General features: G+C 61.9%; 18 protein-coding genes. 11 read left to right on the plus strand and 7 right to left on the minus strand.

The genetic code is table 11. From position 1 onward, the window contains the following. Positions 1 to 108: 108 nt before the first annotated feature. Entirely contained in the window at positions 109 to 1,293 is a 1,185-nt protein-coding gene (gene desA / locus ACFZPT_RS24975) for a delta-9 fatty acid desaturase DesA (RefSeq protein WP_034095308.1), read from the minus strand. A gap of 165 nt (positions 1,294 to 1,458) precedes the next feature. Here desA and dibA point away from each other — a divergent pair, with 165 nt between their 5' ends. From dibA to ACFZPT_RS25005, 6 genes are all read left to right on the plus strand, one after another. Next, positions 1,459 to 3,372: a phosphodiesterase DibA gene (gene dibA, locus ACFZPT_RS24980; protein ID WP_099312136.1), complete on the plus strand. Its 1,914-nt coding sequence runs from the start codon at positions 1,459 to 1,461 to the stop codon at positions 3,370 to 3,372. A gap of 176 nt (positions 3,373 to 3,548) precedes the next feature. Continuing rightward, positions 3,549 to 3,731: a sulfur starvation response protein OscA gene (gene oscA, locus ACFZPT_RS24985; protein WP_007941032.1), complete on the plus strand. Its 183-nt coding sequence runs from the start codon at positions 3,549 to 3,551 to the stop codon at positions 3,729 to 3,731. Between the two features lie 65 nt (positions 3,732 to 3,796). After that, positions 3,797 to 4,807: a sulfate ABC transporter substrate-binding protein gene (locus ACFZPT_RS24990; RefSeq protein ID WP_034095310.1), complete on the plus strand. Its 1,011-nt coding sequence runs from the start codon at positions 3,797 to 3,799 to the stop codon at positions 4,805 to 4,807. Between the two features lie 76 nt (positions 4,808 to 4,883). After that, complete coding sequence (cysT, locus tag ACFZPT_RS24995) at positions 4,884 to 5,702, plus strand: sulfate ABC transporter permease subunit CysT (RefSeq protein ID WP_034095311.1); 819 nt, start codon at positions 4,884 to 4,886, stop codon at positions 5,700 to 5,702. Positions 5,703 to 5,715: 13 nt separating this feature from the next. After that, positions 5,716 to 6,585, plus strand: a complete 870-nt coding sequence (cysW, locus tag ACFZPT_RS25000; RefSeq protein ID WP_034111277.1) for a sulfate ABC transporter permease subunit CysW — start codon at positions 5,716 to 5,718, stop codon at positions 6,583 to 6,585. Positions 6,586 to 6,588: 3 nt separating this feature from the next. Further along, on the plus strand, positions 6,589 to 7,569 hold the full coding sequence (locus ACFZPT_RS25005; RefSeq protein ID WP_034095313.1) for a sulfate/molybdate ABC transporter ATP-binding protein: 981 nt from the start codon (positions 6,589 to 6,591) through the stop codon (positions 7,567 to 7,569). A gap of 79 nt (positions 7,570 to 7,648) precedes the next feature. Here ACFZPT_RS25005 and ACFZPT_RS25010 read toward each other — a convergent pair whose 3' ends face one another. Further along, positions 7,649 to 8,176 carry a DUF962 domain-containing protein gene (locus ACFZPT_RS25010; RefSeq protein ID WP_099312134.1) on the minus strand — a complete coding sequence of 176 codons (528 nt, stop codon included), beginning with the start codon at positions 8,174 to 8,176 and terminating at the stop codon, positions 7,649 to 7,651. 83 nt (positions 8,177 to 8,259) lie between these two features. Between ACFZPT_RS25010 and ACFZPT_RS25015 the strand changes: the two genes are divergently transcribed. Continuing rightward, a complete protein-coding gene (locus ACFZPT_RS25015) occupies positions 8,260 to 8,946 on the plus strand; it encodes a Crp/Fnr family transcriptional regulator (protein ID WP_099312132.1) in 687 nt (228 codons plus the stop codon). 1 nt (position 8,947) lies between these two features. Here ACFZPT_RS25015 and uraH read toward each other — a convergent pair whose 3' ends face one another. Both uraH and ACFZPT_RS25025 read right to left on the minus strand, forming a co-directional pair. Continuing rightward, positions 8,948 to 9,358, minus strand: a complete 411-nt coding sequence (gene uraH / locus ACFZPT_RS25020) for a hydroxyisourate hydrolase (protein WP_099312130.1) — start codon at positions 9,356 to 9,358, stop codon at positions 8,948 to 8,950. Positions 9,359 to 9,381: 23 nt separating this feature from the next. After that, the gene (locus ACFZPT_RS25025) at positions 9,382 to 9,855 is read right to left on the minus strand and encodes a heme-binding protein (RefSeq protein WP_099312128.1); all 474 of its coding nucleotides are present in this window, start codon (positions 9,853 to 9,855) and stop codon (positions 9,382 to 9,384) included. A 100-nt stretch (positions 9,856 to 9,955) separates the two neighbouring features. Between ACFZPT_RS25025 and ACFZPT_RS25030 the strand changes: the two genes are divergently transcribed. Then, positions 9,956 to 10,321, plus strand: a complete 366-nt coding sequence (locus tag ACFZPT_RS25030) for a response regulator transcription factor (protein ID WP_034095318.1) — start codon at positions 9,956 to 9,958, stop codon at positions 10,319 to 10,321. Here ACFZPT_RS25030 and ACFZPT_RS25035 read toward each other — a convergent pair. Next, a complete protein-coding gene (locus ACFZPT_RS25035; protein ID WP_034095319.1) occupies positions 10,318 to 11,322 on the minus strand; it encodes an AraC family transcriptional regulator in 1,005 nt (334 codons plus the stop codon). The two genes, ACFZPT_RS25030 and ACFZPT_RS25035, sit on opposite strands and share 4 nt — an antisense overlap. Positions 11,323 to 11,423: 101 nt before the next feature. On the opposite strand from ACFZPT_RS25035, the gene ACFZPT_RS25040 reads away from it, so the two are divergent. Further along, positions 11,424 to 12,503: a fatty acid desaturase gene (locus ACFZPT_RS25040; RefSeq protein WP_099312126.1), complete on the plus strand. Its 1,080-nt coding sequence runs from the start codon at positions 11,424 to 11,426 to the stop codon at positions 12,501 to 12,503. 44 nt (positions 12,504 to 12,547) lie between these two features. Here ACFZPT_RS25040 and ACFZPT_RS25045 read toward each other — a convergent pair whose 3' ends face one another. Then, entirely contained in the window at positions 12,548 to 13,009 is a 462-nt protein-coding gene (locus ACFZPT_RS25045; protein WP_047881489.1) for an HIT family protein, read from the minus strand. A gap of 73 nt (positions 13,010 to 13,082) precedes the next feature. After that, complete coding sequence (locus ACFZPT_RS25050; protein WP_047881488.1) at positions 13,083 to 14,279, minus strand: CynX/NimT family MFS transporter; 1,197 nt, start codon at positions 14,277 to 14,279, stop codon at positions 13,083 to 13,085. Between the two features lie 106 nt (positions 14,280 to 14,385). Here ACFZPT_RS25050 and ACFZPT_RS25055 point away from each other — a divergent pair, with 106 nt between their 5' ends. Both ACFZPT_RS25055 and ACFZPT_RS25060 read left to right on the plus strand, forming a co-directional pair. Beyond that, positions 14,386 to 15,228 (plus strand): LysR family transcriptional regulator, encoded by an 843-nt coding sequence (locus ACFZPT_RS25055; RefSeq protein WP_099312146.1) that lies wholly within the window; start codon positions 14,386 to 14,388, stop codon positions 15,226 to 15,228. Positions 15,229 to 15,354: 126 nt separating this feature from the next. Next, positions 15,355 to 15,936, plus strand: coding sequence for an alpha/beta hydrolase (locus ACFZPT_RS25060; protein ID WP_040265266.1), 582 nt, complete (start codon positions 15,355 to 15,357; stop codon positions 15,934 to 15,936). Positions 15,937 to 15,938 lie beyond the last annotated feature (2 nt).

Here is a 15,938-nt window from a genome sequence, read left to right on the forward strand (position 1 = left end):
GTGCGCGGCGTTTGGGGTTGATTTCCCTTCCTGGGTCTGGTGGGGCGGCGCCCGTCAAAGCCCCCCAAACCCGGGGGGCGGGGGCGGCCCCCCCCCCCCACGGCAGGGTCACACGGCGGCAGGGCGCAGCGAGTAGGTTTTCAACTGGTGGGCAAAATCCCGCAGGGATTGGATGCCACTGGCTTCGGCTTCGTGTACCCATTCCTTGATGGCTGCCAGCATGTCGTGACCATTGGCGCTGGTCTTGACCCAGATCTGTTGCAGCGCCAGACGCTTCTCGTAGATCACCTTCAGCGCCTGGCTGTGCTCCAGCATGCTTTGGATGCGCAAGTGATGGCGATCATCCAGCAGGCTGGTTTCCCGCGACAGCAGGCGCTTGGCCCGATGGAATTGGTGCCGCACCGAGTGATCGACTTTTTCCAGTTCCTGTTTGACCAGCGGGCCAATCACCAACTTGCGGTACTGGGCCATGATCTGGAAGCGGTTGTTGAGGATCGCCATGGCGGTGTCCATGTCCAAATGGCCTTTGCCCTCCACGCGATGGGCAATCGGCGCCACGCGCTGCACCTTGGCCAGGCGCAGGAAGCTGAACACCTTGATCCACGCCCAACCCAGGTCGAACTCCCATTTCTTCACCGACAACTTGGCGGAGTTCGGGTAGGTGTGGTGATTGTTGTGCAGTTCTTCACCGCCGACGATGATGCCCCACGGCACCAGGTTGGTGGCCGCGTCACGGCATTCGAAGTTGCGATAGCCCACCGCATGGCCCAGGCCGTTGATTACTCCGGCAGCCCAGAACGGGATCCACATCATCTGGATCGCCCAGATAGTGATGCCGATGGTGCCGAACAGCAGCAGATCGATCACGCCCATGATCGCCACGCCCAGCAGTGGGTAGGGGGTGTAGAGGTTGCGTTCGAGCCAGTCGTCCGGGCAGTTCTTGCCGTAGATACGCAGGGTCTCGGGGTTCTCCGCCTCGGCGCGGTAGAGTTCGGCACCCTTGCGCAGGACGGTAGACAGGCCCTTGATCACCGGGCTGTGGGGGTCGTCGACGGTTTCGCATTTGGCGTGGTGTTTGCGGTGGATGGCGGTCCACTCGCGGGTGTTCTGCGCCGTGGTCAGCCACAGCCAGAAGCGGAAGAAGTGTTTAAGCCCGGCATTGAGCTCCAGGGAGCGATGGGCGGAATAGCGGTGCAGATAGACGGTGACCGCAATGATGGTCACGTGGGTCATCAACAGAGTGACTGCCACCAGTTGCCAGGCCGACAAGTCAAGAAAACCGTTGTACCACATAGGCTGTATGGCCCTCAGATAAAGAAAAGAACAGCTCACGCATTATCACTAAGCCTACAGAGAAAACCAGCCGCCCTTTCAGATAAGACTTACTGGATGTTTCTTATTCTATAATCCGCAGCTTCGTGGGGCGATTCTGTTTTTTGGGTAAGGATTACTGAACCTATGCTGCTTTCATACCGAGGTGCCCTGCGCGCGGGGCTGGTATATCTGCTGGTTTCCGTCTTATGGATCGGGCTCACGCAGCGTGTATTGATCGAGTTCTTCGATAACCCCAGCGACATGAGTCAATGGATGCAGGTGCGCGGCTACGTGTGGGTGGCCATTACAGCGCTGGTGATCTCCCTGATATGCGCGCACTTCGCCCGGGCTCACCTGCTGTTGCAGCCGACCAAGGAGCACCGCGAGCGCCTGCGCCAGGCCGCCGCCGTGTTCGATTGCACTCGTGAAGGCGTGCTGGTCACCGATGCCCAGGGCCTGATCGTGCACGTCAATCGTGCGTTTATGGAGATCACCGGATACCGGCGCGACGACGTGATGGGCCAGCAGCCGAGTTTGTTCAAGTCCGGGCGCCATTCGTCGCTTTTTTACCAACAGATGTTCCAGGCCTTGGAGCGCACGGGCGAATGGAGCGGTGAAATCTGGAATCGGCGCAAAAGCGGCGAAATCTACCCGCAATGGCAAACCATCCGGGTGATTCACGATGATCATGGCCACATCAGCCATTACGTCGCGGTGTTTTCCGATATCAGCGCCATCAAGAACTCCGAGCACGAGCTGGCTCACTTGGCGCACCACGACCCCCTGACCGATCTGCCCAATCGTCTGCTATTCACCGACCGCACCGAACAGGCGCTGGCCTCGGCGCAAATCCACAAACGCGGTTGTGCTTTGCTGTTGCTCGACCTGGATCACTTCAAAATCATCAATGACAGCCTCGGCCATAACGTCGGCGATCAATTGCTCAAACTGGTCGCCGAGCGGCTGCAGAGCCTGTTCGGCCCCGGCGTGACCCTAGCGCGGCTGGGCGGGGATGAATTCGCGGTGCTGGCGGAAAGTTGTCCACAGGTGGTGCAGGCCGCGGCATTGGCTCAGCGCATGCTCGATGTGATGAAGCAACCGTTCATCTTTGACGGCCATCAGCTGTTTGTCAGTGCCAGCATCGGTATCAGCTTGTTCCCCAACGACGCCCTCAGCGCCGAACAATTGTTGCGCAACGCCGATTCCGCACTGTTCAAAGCCAAGGGCGTCGGTCGCGAAAGCTACGCGCTGTACACCGAGGAACTCACGGCCCATGCACAGAACCGCGTGGAGGTGGCCAGCGAGCTGCGTCGCGCCCTCGAACAGCAGGAACTGCGCGTGTATTACCAGCCAGTGCACGACCTGACGGGCAGCCGCCTGGTGGGCTTGGAAGCGTTGGTCCGTTGGCAGCACCCGGAGCGCGGCCTGGTGCCGCCCATCGAATTTATCCCGATTGCCGAACGCACTGGCCTGATCGCAGAGATCGACGCCTGGGTCATGGACCAAGCCTGCCGCCAGATGTGCCAATGGCTGGCCGACGGCCTAAGGCTGAGCTTTGTCGCCGTCAACGTGTCCAGCCGCCTGTTCGCCCGGCGCGAGCTGTACGAGCAAGTCGCCCAGGTGCTGCATGACACCGGTTTGGACCCGGCATTCCTGGAACTGGAAGTCACCGAAAGCGCGGTGATGGACGACCCCGAGGCGGCCCTGGAACAGCTGCATCGCCTGCGCGAATTGGGTTTGCGCCTGGCGATCGACGACTTTGGCACCGGCTATTCCTCCCTGCTGCGCCTCAAGCGCCTGCCCGTGCAGAAGCTCAAGATCGATCAGGGGTTTGTCGCCGGGTTGCCATGGGATGAAGACGACATGGCGATCGTGCGCGTGGTCATCGCCCTGGCCAAAAGCATGGGCATGCAGGTGCAGGCCGAGGGTATCGAACAGGTGGAGCAGGCGCGGTTCCTGTTGGAGCAGGGCTGTGATCTGGGCCAAGGGTATTGGTTTGGCCGGCCGATGTCAGCGTCCGAAATAGATTGGCACCGCGCGCCCCTCATCCAAACTTGAAATGTGGGAGGGGGCTTGCCTCCTTTCTAACGCTCCACGCCTTGCAGAAAATTCTTTTTGGTTATATAAAAATTCTTAAATAGTATTTTTAAGAATATTCACGCTTATCTACTATCGCTCTCACGCCGCAAGCAGTGCCGCCACTGCCAGGCACTATTCATTTCAGGAGCGAGACCATGAGCGCATCTCTACGTAGCGTCGACGGCCAGGACGAAGCAACCATCTTGCGTGAGATCCAGAGCGCCCTGCGCGATCTGCGTTTTGGCGCGGTGGAAATCACCGTGCACAACGCCCAAGTGGTGCAGATCGAGCGCAAGGAAAAATTCCGTTTGCAGAACCCCGGTAACAAACCGAGCTAAGCGCTGACGGCGATAGACCCGCAACTATAAGAAAAAGCCAACACCCCAGAATTTCAGGAGCTTCTATGTCGTCGATTCGCCGTTATGCCCTGGCCGCCCTGGCCAGCGCCGTGTTTGCCGGTTCCGCGGTTGCCAAGGACTACGAGTTGCTCAATGTCTCGTACGATCCGACCCGCGAGCTGTACCAGGATTACAACGCGGAATTCACCAGCTTCTGGAAACAGTCCCATCCCGGCGACACCGTCAAGATCCAGCAATCCCACGGCGGTTCTGGCAAGCAAGGCCGTGCGGTGATCGACGGCCTGCGCGCCGACGTAGTGACCCTGGCCCTGGCCGGTGACATCGACGAAATCGCCAAACTGGGCAAAACCCTGCCGGAAAACTGGCAGACCCGCCTGCCAGACGCCAGTACTCCGTACACCTCGACCATCGTGTTCCTGGTGCGCAAGGGCAACCCCAAAGGCATCAAGGACTGGGGCGATCTGATCAAGAAGGACGTCTCGGTGATCACGCCAAACCCGAAAACTTCCGGCGGCGCCCGCTGGAACTTCCTCGCCGCCTGGGCCTATGGCCTCAAGGCCGGCGGCAGCGAAGCCAAGGCCCAGGAATATGTGAAGGAGCTGTTCAAGCACGTACCGGTGCTGGACACCGGCGCGCGCGGCTCGACCATCACCTTCGTCAACAACGGTCAGGGCGACGTGTTGCTGGCCTGGGAAAACGAAGCGTTCCTGGCGCTCAAGGAAGACGGCGGCAAAGACAAATTCGATATCGTCGTACCGTCCCTGTCGATCCTCGCCGAACCGCCGGTAGCGGTGGTGGATAAGAACGCCGAGAAGAAGGGCAACACCGAAATCGCCACCGAATACCTCAAGCACCTGTACAGCCCCGCTGGCCAGGAGATTGCGGCGAAAAACTTCTACCGTCCACGGGATGAGAAAGTCGCCGCCAAATACGCCCAGCAGTTCCCGAAACTGGACCTGGTGACTATCGACAAAGACTTCGGCGGCTGGAAAACTGCCCAACCGAAATTCTTCAATGACGGTGGCGTGTTCGACCAGATCTACACGGCGCAGTAAGCCAGCAACAACCCGCCCACAGAGCCCGCATTCAGCTGCGGGTTTTGTGTGTCCGTTACGCTAACCAAGGACTCTTATGTCGCGTCGTATCTCCCCCGTCATACCCGGCTTCGGGCTGACGCTGGGTTACACCGTGGTGTACCTCAGCCTGATCGTGCTCATCCCCCTCGCGGCGATGTTCGTTCACGCCGCTCAACTCACCTGGGATCAGTTCTGGGCCATTATTTCCGCACCCCGCGTGCTGGCGGCATTGAAGCTGAGTTTCAGCACCGCGCTGTACGCCGCGTTGATCAACGGCGTGATCGGCACGCTGCTGGCCTGGGTGCTGGTGCGCTACACCTTCCCCGGTCGCAAGATCATCGACGCGATGATCGACCTTCCATTCGCCTTGCCCACCGCCGTGGCCGGTATTGCGCTGACCGCGCTGTATACGCCGACCGGCCTGGTGGGCCAGTTCGCCGCCGACCTGGGCTTCAAGATCGCCTACACGCCGTTGGGCATCACCCTGGCACTGACCTTCGTGACTCTGCCGTTCGTGGTGCGCACGGTGCAGCCGGTACTGGCCGATATCCCGCGCGAAGTCGAAGAAGCCGCCGCCTGCCTGGGCGCCAAGCCGTTGCAGGTGTTCCGCTACATCCTCGTGCCGGCGCTGTTGCCGGCCTGGCTGACCGGTTTCGCTTTGGCGTTCGCCCGTGGCGTGGGGGAGTACGGCTCGGTGATTTTTATCGCCGGCAATATGCCGATGAAAACCGAGATCCTGCCGCTGCTGATCATGGTCAAGCTCGACCAATACGACTACCGCGGCGCCACCTCCATCGGGGTGCTGATGCTGGTGGTTTCCTTTGTGCTGCTGCTGCTGATCAACTTGCTGCAGCGGCGTATCGAACGTCCTTAAGGAGGCGCGGAACATGTCCCAATCGTCTATTTCCGCCGCGTCCTCCAACGCCGCCCGACGTGGCAGCGCAGCGTCGCGGCGCATCCTGATCGGCTTCGGCTGGCTGGTGTTCGTGCTGTTTTTGCTGCTGCCGCTGTTTATCGTGGTGTCCCAGGGCCTGAAGAACGGCCTCGGCGCGTTCTTTACCGCGATTCTGGAACCCGATGCGCTCTCGGCGTTGAAACTCACGGTGATCGCCGTGGCCATTTCGGTGCCGCTCAACGTGGTGTTCGGCGTCAGCGCGGCGTGGTGCGTGAGCAAGTATTCGTTCCGTGGCAAAAGCATTCTGGTGACGCTGATCGACCTACCGTTCTCGGTATCGCCGGTGATTGCCGGTCTGGTGTATGTGCTGATGTTCGGCGCCCAGGGCTTCTTTGGCCCGTGGCTGCAAGAGCACGACATCCAGATCGTGTTCGCTTTGCCGGGCATCGTGCTGGCGACCATTTTCGTCACCGTGCCCTTCGTGGCCCGTGAGTTGATCCCGCTGATGCAGGAGCAGGGCACTCAGGAAGAAGAGGCCGCGCGCCTGCTCGGTGCCAACGGCTGGCAGATGTTCTGGCATGTCACCGTGCCGAACATCAAATGGGGCCTGATCTACGGCGTGGTGCTCTGCACGGCGCGGGCGATGGGGGAATTCGGCGCGGTGTCGGTGGTGTCCGGCCACATTCGCGGCGTGACCAACACCTTGCCGCTGCATGTCGAGATTCTCTACAACGAATACAACCACGTCGCCGCGTTCGCGGTGGCGAGTCTGTTGCTGGTCCTGGCGCTCTTCATCCTGCTGCTCAAGCAGTGGAGCGAGAACCGTATCAATCGCCTGCGCGCCAGTGCGGCAGAGGAATAAGTCATGTCGATCGAAGTCCGTAACGTCAGCAAGAACTTCAACGCCTTCAAGGCCCTGGACAGCATCAATCTGGATATCCAGAGCGGCGAGCTGGTGGCGTTGCTCGGCCCTTCCGGCTGCGGCAAGACCACCTTGCTGCGCATTATCGCAGGCCTGGAAACTCCTGATGACGGCAGCATCGTGTTCCACGGCGAAGACGTGTCTGGCCATGATGTGCGTGATCGCAACGTCGGTTTTGTGTTCCAGCACTACGCGCTGTTCCGCCATATGACCGTGTTCGACAACGTCGCCTTCGGCCTGCGTATGAAACCGAAAAACCAACGGCCCAGCGAAAGTCAGATCGCGGCGAAAGTCCATGAGCTGCTGAACATGGTGCAGCTCGATTGGCTGTCCGACCGCTACCCGGAACAACTCTCCGGCGGCCAACGCCAGCGCATCGCCCTGGCCCGCGCCCTGGCGGTGGAGCCCAAAGTACTGCTGCTGGACGAACCCTTCGGCGCCCTCGACGCCAAGGTGCGTAAAGAACTGCGCCGCTGGCTGGCGCGCTTGCATGAGGACATCAACCTCACGTCGGTTTTCGTGACCCACGACCAGGAAGAGGCCATGGAAGTCGCCGACCGTATCGTGGTGATGAACAAGGGCGTGATCGAGCAAATCGGCTCACCGGGCGAGGTGTACGAAAACCCGGCGAGTGACTTCGTGTACCACTTCCTCGGCGACTCCAATCGCCTGCACTTGGGCGAAGACCAGCACGTGCTGTTCCGCCCCCATGAAGTGTCGCTGTCGCGCCATGAACTGGAAGACCACCACGCCGCCGAAGTCCGCGATATCCGCCCGTTGGGAGCGACGACGCGAGTGACCTTGAAGGTGGAGGGTCAGCCCGAACTGATCGAAGCCGAAGTGGTGAAAGACCACGACAGCCTGATCGGCCTGGCCCGTGGCGAAACCCTGTTCTTCAAGCCCAAGGTCTGGCAAAAAACCTGAGAACCCTGCGCTACCCAATGTGAGAATGGGGCCAATGTGGGAGGGGGCAAGTCGAATCGTCGCACCGCCCCTCCCATATTCAGACCTGTCTCGGCTTTAGATCGCGGCGCGCCACGGGGCCCGAGCGCTCTTCGATCTGCCGCTTGAGCGCCTGCCGCAAGCCCAGCAAAAACGCCACCTCCGCCACCACAAACAGCGGCCCCACGATCAACCCCGAGATGTCATCCACAAACGCCGGTTTCTTGCCTTCGTAATAGTGGCCGACAAACTGAATCACCCAGCCCACCACAAACAGCCCGACGCCGCTGCTCAGCCACACCAGCGTGCTGTGCGCGGCGAGTGTGTGTCCGGCCCACACCGATAAGCCCATCAGCGCGCTCATCAACACGCCGAGCGCCAGTTCCAGGCGCAGGTAAAACCACGCCGATAGCAGCGCCACGATAAGCGCCGGAGATATCCACAGGCTGCCGATAGCCCAGGTGGGGCGCGACAGCAGCACGGCGACGGCGATGACGATCAACGGGATGCCGACAAAATGGCTGGCGATATTGCGCGGGTCGCGGTGGTAGGCGGCGTATTGACTGAGGTGGTCGACGAGGCTTTTCATTGTTGTTCCTCCTGTAGGATGTTTGATCATGCCCTGTCGGACCACGCCTGACTGTCAGCTGGGCGACAATCTTCGGAGCGCTCATGAACCCAGAGAACTGGCACCGCCAATTGGTCACCGGCCACTGGTTCAGCCATTTACCGGACGATTTTCAGCGTAGCCTGCTGGCGGCCGCTCGGTTGCGCACGTTGGCGGCGGGACAGTTGCTGTTCAAACGCGGCGATCCGCCCTGTGGCCTGTATGCCGTGCTCCACGGCGCGGTGCGTATCAGCGCGGTCAATGCCCAAGGCAAGGAAGCAGTATTGAGCCTGGTGGAAACCCCTTACTGGTTCGGTGAAATCTGCCTGTTCGACGGCCTGCCGCGCACCCATGATGCGCTGGCCATGGGGCCGTGCACGTTACTGCAGGTGCCGCAGGCAGCGATGCTCGCGCTGCTTGAGCGCCAGCCGGTGTACTGGCGGGAAGTGGCCCTGTTGATGAGCCATAAACTGCGGCTGTCGTTGATCAATATCGAACAGATGAGCCTGATGCCCGCGTCGGCGCGTCTGGCCCATCGGTTGCTGATGATTGCCGAAGGCTACGGCGAAATCGAACAGGCACGCCGCGTGCTGCAACTGCCCCAGGAAGACCTGGCGGCAATGTTGGGCCTGTCGCGCCAGACCATCAACAGCTTGCTCAAGAGCCTGGAGCAGCAGGGCATTATCGGCTTGAGTTACGGCGCAATCGAAGTGCTCGACCTGCCTGGCCTGCGGCGTGCCGCAGGCGCGTGAACTAGGAACCGCGGTAGGTGGAGAACCCGTACGGGCTGAGCAGCAGCGGAATGTGGTAGTGCTGGTCGGTCTGCTTGACCTGGAAAATCACCGGCACTTCCGGGAAGAACGTCTCGCGGTTGGCTTTTTTGTAATAGTCGCCGGTCTTGAACACCACGCGGTACTCGCCGGGCGTCAGGCTGCGGTCGGCGGGGAACAGTTCGGCAATGCGCCCTTGCTGGTTGGTCACGCCCTCGGACAGCGCTTGCCAGTGATCGCCCACCTGCTGTTCCAGGGTGACGCTGACGCCCGCCGACGGCAGGCCGTTTTCCAGGTTGAGAACGTGCACGCTCAGCGGGTTGCCGGCGGCCAGGGCCAGGTTGCACAGGCCGCTCAGGCTGAGGGCGGCGAGGGTCATGCTCAGGGTTTTCATGGGGAGGTCCTTTCGAGGGTTAATCACAGAGAAGTTTTCAGGCCCAGTTGCTCGGCGGCCTGGACTGCACAGACTTCGTCCTGCGCTGCGCCACCGGCTCCGGCGATACCCAGCGCGCCGACCAGTTCGGCGTCGGCAAACAACGGCACGCCGCCACCGAGCAACAGCAATTCGGGCAAGGTGTTAAGGTTGGCCGCTTCCGGGTTGTTGCGGGCGCGCTCGGCAAATAGCCGGGTGGCGGTTTTGCTCGACAGCGCGGTGTAGGCCTTGCGTTGGCTGGCGAGGCTGTTGTGCGGCCCGACAGCGTCGGCGCGCAGGGCCACCAGCAAATTGCCGCCGCGATCGAGCACGGTCAGCGCGGCGTTGCAGTGGGCCAGGCTGGCATCGGCCAATTGGCGGGCGGTACGCAGATCCAAATCGGCATGGCGTGGCAATTGCGGTGCCGCTTGGGCGGCGCCGGTCAGGGCCAGGCTCAGAAACAAAGCAGTGCGATACATGGTGAAAGCTCCGTTGAACAGGCCACCACGGTAGCCAGTGAACGGGGTCAGAAGCCGCACAATTGGATGACAGGTTTGTCATTAAACCCAGAGGTAAGGCATGCAGGTGTTGTTAGTGGAAGACCAGCCGCAGCTGGCGCAACGCATGGCCCAAGGCTTGAGCGAGGCGGGTTTCGCCGTAGAAGTCGCGGCCAACGGCATGGCCGCGCAGCGCTTTGTGGAAAGCAGCGTGTACGACCTGGTGATCCTGGACGTGATGTTGCCGGGCCTGAATGCCTGGACGCTGCAGCAGGCGATCCGACAGCAGGGCGACACGCCGCTGTTGTTCTTGACCACACCGGGCGGGATCGAAGATCGCCTGCGCGGGTTGGAACTGCATGAGGATGACTACCTGCTCAAGCCCTTTGATGACAAGGCTCTGGTCGCGCGGGTCAAGAAGCTGTTGCGGCGCGAGCGTGGGCGCTAACCCAGGCCTTCTCTGAACTGCCCCGGCGTCATCCCCGTCCAGCGCTTGAACGCGCGGTTGAAGCTGCTGGTATCGGCAAACCCTAATAAATGGCTGATCTCGGCCAACGAACACTGCGGATCGCGCAGGTGCTGCAACGCCAGGTTCTGCCGACATTGGTTGAGCAGCGCATCGAACCGACAGCCTTCATCCGCCAGGTGCCGTTGCAGGCTGCGCAGGCTCAGGTGCAGGGCTTGGGCAACGCGTTCGGCGCTGGGCTCGCCGTCCGGTAATTGCGCTTCGATAACCGCCCGCACCTTGCGCTCCCAGGTCAGCGGTTGCAGTTGGGCGAGGGTGCGTTTGAGCACGGTTTCGTTGTGTTCGGCCAGCTCCGGGTTGGCGTCGTCCAGGTGGCTGTCGAAGTCGCGCGCGGCGAATTCCAGGCGGTCTTCGTCGGCGGCGAAAAATACCGGCGCGCGGAACACCGTTTGCCACGGCGTCGGGTCGGCCGGCGGCGGGCGGCGCAGGTACACGGCCAACGGCGCGTAATCCCGACCCAGGCGATTGCGGCAGGTGCGCACGTAAATCGCCGCGAACGCATCAATGGCCTCCAACGCTGGCGCCGGGCTGCCTGGCGGTTGCAGCAGGCGAAACCGATAACGCTCGCCATCGCCGCTCAACTCCAGGGTCAAGGCGTCACTGACCACCGGGTGGTAACGCACGATGCGTTCGAACACCTCGCGCAAACTGCCGCTGGCCACCAGCGCATAGCCCAACGCATGAAACGTGGTGGGGCTGACAAACCGCGACACCCGCAGACCGATCGCCGGATCGCCGCTGGCCTGCACCGCCAATTCCCACAGGCGCGTGGTGGCCGACAGCGGGTAGCGCGCGTTGGGGTCCTCCATCAGCTGCGGATCGAGCCCGGCCTCGCGGCATAGCGCGGCGCTGTCCAGGCCCAAGGCATCGAGCTGCTTGCGCAAGGCGCGGGTCCAGCTGGCGAGGGAGGTGGGTTCGGTCATGGCGATTGGCGTGTGCGGTCAACAGGTTGGCGTGTGGGGCTAGCGTCCTGCGCGAGCGCCTGGTGCAGGATGTAAACCTCGATAAACAAGAGGATGGGAGCATGGACGGTACTTCTGCAAGTCCCCAATCGCTGAATGCACAACAACGTTCGGCGCACATTCGCGAAGTCGTACTCGCCGAAGGTGTGCGCTTGCGCCAGCAACACCCCTGGCTGCTGCATCAGGACGCGCTGGGTGCGGGCATCCTGGCCTTTGCGTTGCTGGGCATGCTCGGCTCGGCGGCGCTCTACATTACCGGGCATATGGCCTGGTGGGTGTGCCTGCTGCTTAACGCATTTTTTGCGTCACTGACCCATGAGCTGGAACATGACCTGATCCACAGCATGTACTTTCGCAAGCAACGTGTGCCGCATAACCTGATGATGGCGCTGGTGTGGCTGGCGCGGCCGAGCACCATCAACCCATGGATTCGCCGCCACTTGCACCTCAATCATCACAAGGTCTCCGGCACCGAGGCCGACATGGAGGAGCGCGCAATCACCAACGGCGAACCGTGGGGCCTGGCGCGCCTGTTGATGGTGGGCGATAACGTGATGTCGGCGTTTATCCGCATGCTGCGGGCCAAGACTTGGAGCCATAAATTCAAGATCCTCAAGCGCGCGCTGCTGGTCTACGCGCCGCTGGCGCTGCTGCATTGGGGCGCGTGGTACGTGTTTCTCGGGTTCCACGCCGCCAACGGTGTCGCCAGCCTGCTCGGCGCGCCCATCGAATGGTCGGCGGGCACCTTGCAGATGATGCACGTGATCGACATCGCCGCCGTGGTGATCATCGGGCCCAATGTGCTGCGCACGTTCTGCCTGCACTTTGTCAGCTCCAACATGCACTACTACGGCGATGTGGAACCGGGCAATGTGATCCAGCAAACCCAGGTGCTAAATCCATGGTGGATGTGGCCGTTGCAGGCGTTCTGCTTCAACTTTGGCAGCACCCACGGGATTCATCATTTTGTGGTGAAGGAACCGTTCTATATCCGCCAGATGACGGCCAAGGTGGCGCATAAGGTCATGGCCGACATGGGCGTGCGCTTCAATGATTTCGGCACATTTGCGCGGGCCAATCGGCTTGAGCCCATGGCGGCGCCCAATGCAGGCCTCAACCCGGCGGAAACGGTGCTGCGCTAAGGTGCGGCGGCCGGTTGAGGTGGCGAGTCTGGCCACCCCCGTGCTCAGTCGTTGACGGCACGGATGTGGGCGGCCAGCTCGGCCAACGTCGAATCGTCGGCCCTGGCGCAGTCATGGGATGAGAGATAGCCCTCATAGCGATCAAAAAACTTATCCACGCGGGAACTGATTTTTTTGAAGGCGCTGTCCTCGCCCGTTCCGTGCATCGGGAACAGTTTGGCGTGCAAATGATCGACGCCATAACCCTCCAGAATCATGCCGGTCCTCGCCACACCCGCGAGCGCCCGGTCAATCAGCAGTGCGGTCTTCTTGGCCGCAACCACTAATTCGCACAGCACCTCGTCCGACTGGGCAAACCCATAGCTGCCGTAATGAGCCTTGGGAATCACCACGCTGAACCCTGGGGTGTTGGGAAAGATGGAGAGGAAAGCCATGTGGCTCTGGTCTTCCCATAACAAGTGGGCAGGGGCGGTGCCGCGGGCGATGTTGCAGAAGATACAGTCCATCAGACGACGTCCTCGTTTTCGTCAAAGGGGCGGGTGGAGTTCAGTGGTGTAAATCTGACATGGGTGTGTGTCGCTAGTGTGTAAAGCGCTGGCTGGGGGCCACGACGGCCAGTTCGACGCGATAGCTTGCCGGGCTGAATACCCGCGTCACGGCCAGCATCGCCAGCACTGTCACGGTCAGCACCCACCAGGCACTGACGAAGTCGCCAGTAAGCTGGCGCAGCCAACCGGTCATCCACGGTGAAATGGCGTTGATCAAAAAACCCACGCCTTGCACGAAGGCCGCCAGTTGCCCGGCATGGCGTGGGTCGCGGTGGTGGTCGAGGGTCAGCAGCAGGCTCAGGGCAAAGCAGGCGCCCAGGCCGAAGCCGCACAGGGCCACCCACAGGTGGGGATATTCCAGCGGCGCGAAGATCAGGCCGAGGTAACCCACGGTTTGCGCCAGCAGGCTAATGACCAGCAACGGACGACGATCGACACCGCGTTGCGCCAGCACCGGCATCAGCAGCGCGGCGATCACTTGAAAAATGGTCATGTACGCCAGCAGCGAGCCGCTGGGCAGCACGCCCCAGCCCAGTTGCTGGTAATAAGCCGGTAGCCAGGCCACCAGGCTCATGTAGCCGCAGTTCACCAGGCCGAAATACAACGCCAGCAACCACGCGCGCCGATTGCGCAGGCCTTCCAGCGCCGGCGGCACTTGCGGGTTACGCGCCGCGCCCAGCGGCAGCCAGGCCCACAACAGCAACGCGCCGAGTGCCGGCAACAGCCAGACTCCGAGCCCGGCCTGCCACTGCGCAAAGTGCGTCGCCACCACCGGGCTGAGCAACGCCGCCAGCCCGCCGCCGGCCATCAGCGACGCCGAGTACACCCCCATCGCCACCGGCACGCGATGACGAAACTCGCGCTTGATCATCGCCGGCACCAGCGCCTGGATCAGCGCCACACCGGCCCCGCCGAGCAATGCCGTGACCAACAGCGCCGACGCCTGCCCCATCAGCCAGCGCGCCAGGCAGGCCAACAGGATCATCATCAGCCCCAGGGCGATGCCACGCCGCTCGCCCAAGCGTGCTTCCACCCGCACGCCGACCAGCGCCACCAGGCCCATGCACACCACCGGCAGGCTGGTCAGCAGGGCGCTGCTCTGGAAACTCAAGCCCGTGGCCTGGCGAATTTCGCCCAGCAGCGGGCTGATTGAGCTGAGGATTGGTCGCAGGTTCAGGCCCAGCACCAGCAATAGTCCCCAGCCGGCGAGGGATTTGTTCAGGGTCATGCAGGCCGCTCCGGGCACGATGGGAGGTGAAGTATGGGCAGCCCTAAGGGTATTCTGAAATTAAATATAACCATGCCAATCAGTGGCAAACACAATGGTGATGTGGATGTTCGACCCCGTGTTATTACGCAGTTTTGTCGCCGTGGTGGACTGCGGCAACTTCACCCGCGCCGCCGAGCGCCTGCACCTGACCCAATCCACCGTAAGCCAGCAGATTCGCCGCCTGGAGGACGCGGTGGCGTGCCAATTGCTCGACCGCGACCAGCGCCGCGTGGTCGCCACTGCCGAGGGCGAGCGCTTGCTGGCGTACGCGCGGCGCATCCTCGCGCTGCATGAGGAGGCCGCTGAGGTGCTGATCAGCCAACAAAGTGACGGTGTGCTGCGCCTGGGGGTGCCGGAAGATTTTGCCGCCGAGCGCCTGATGCCGCTGTTGTCGTCATTTGTGCAGGCTTATCCACGGGTGCGTCTGGAGGTCACCAGTGGTTTGGGCCCCGAATTGCAACGCCAATACCGGGCCGGCGAGTTCGATGTGTTGCTGGTCAAACAAATGGGCGACAGCGCCGACTGCCTGGCCTCGTGGCCCGAGCCGCTGTGCTGGGTGGACAGTCGCACCACACCCTCCGTGGGGCGCGACCCGTTGCCGTTGGTGGCCTTTCCGGTGGGCGGCCTGTACCGCAATGAAATGCTGCAGCACCTGGAAGTGGGCGGTTGGCGCTGGCGTATCGGTTACTCCAGCGCGAGTTTGGCCAGCGTATGTTCGGCAGTGGCGGCGGGGTTGGGGGTGAGTCTGTTGCCGCGCCGGGTAGTGCAGCCAGGGCATATGGAGCTGGGGCCTGACAGCGGTTTGCCCGAGGTGCAAGGCGTGCGTCTGGCGTTGTATGCCCGCCATGGCCTGAGTGCGGCGGGGCAATGCTTACAGGCTCAGTTGTTCGAATTGTGCGCGAAGTGACGTGAAGGCAAATCGGGTAGAATTTTGAATTTTTGGTTATTAATAAATAGCTTCTTATTCCTTAACGAATATAACCCCCGTCCCTATACTGCTCAGCAACGTTAAACGCTGCAGGAGGGCACACCCATGCACAGCGAGTTGGTTCGTTACCTGATCGTGCCGGGCTGGCAAGGATCGCCAGAAGATCATTGGCAAAGTCACTGGCAGAACAGCCTGCCCAACAGCACCCGCGTGGAGCAGGCCGATTGGTTGACGCCGCGCCGCGAAGACTGGGTAGCCGCGCTGGCCGAGGCGATCGCCGCCGACAGCACGCCAGTGATTCTGATCGCCCACAGCCTGGGCTGCATCACCGTGGCCCATTGGGCCGCTACCGCGCCGCTGCATTTTCTGCGGCAGGTGCGCGGTGCCTTGCTGGTGGCGCCGGCGGATGTGGAACGCCCGGCCTGCTCGCCGGCCTTGCGCAACTTTGCGCCGATCCCGACCGACCTGTTGCCGTTCCCCAGCCAGGTGGTCAGCTCCGACAACGACAGTGCCGTCAGTGCCCCTCGGGCCTTGGAGTTGGCGCGCAACTGGGGAGCTGAAGCCGGGATCCTGGCCGGTGCCGGGCATATCAATGTGAAGTCCGGCCACCAGCGCTGGGAGCAGGGTTTCGCTTACCTCTATCGCCTGCAAAGTCGCCTTGAGCATCACGCCCGGCGCAGTGCCTGATC

Source organism: Pseudomonas sp. MD330_10 (assembly GCF_042610415.1).
Taxonomy (GTDB): Bacteria; Pseudomonadota; Gammaproteobacteria; order Pseudomonadales; family Pseudomonadaceae; genus Aquipseudomonas; species Aquipseudomonas rhodesiae.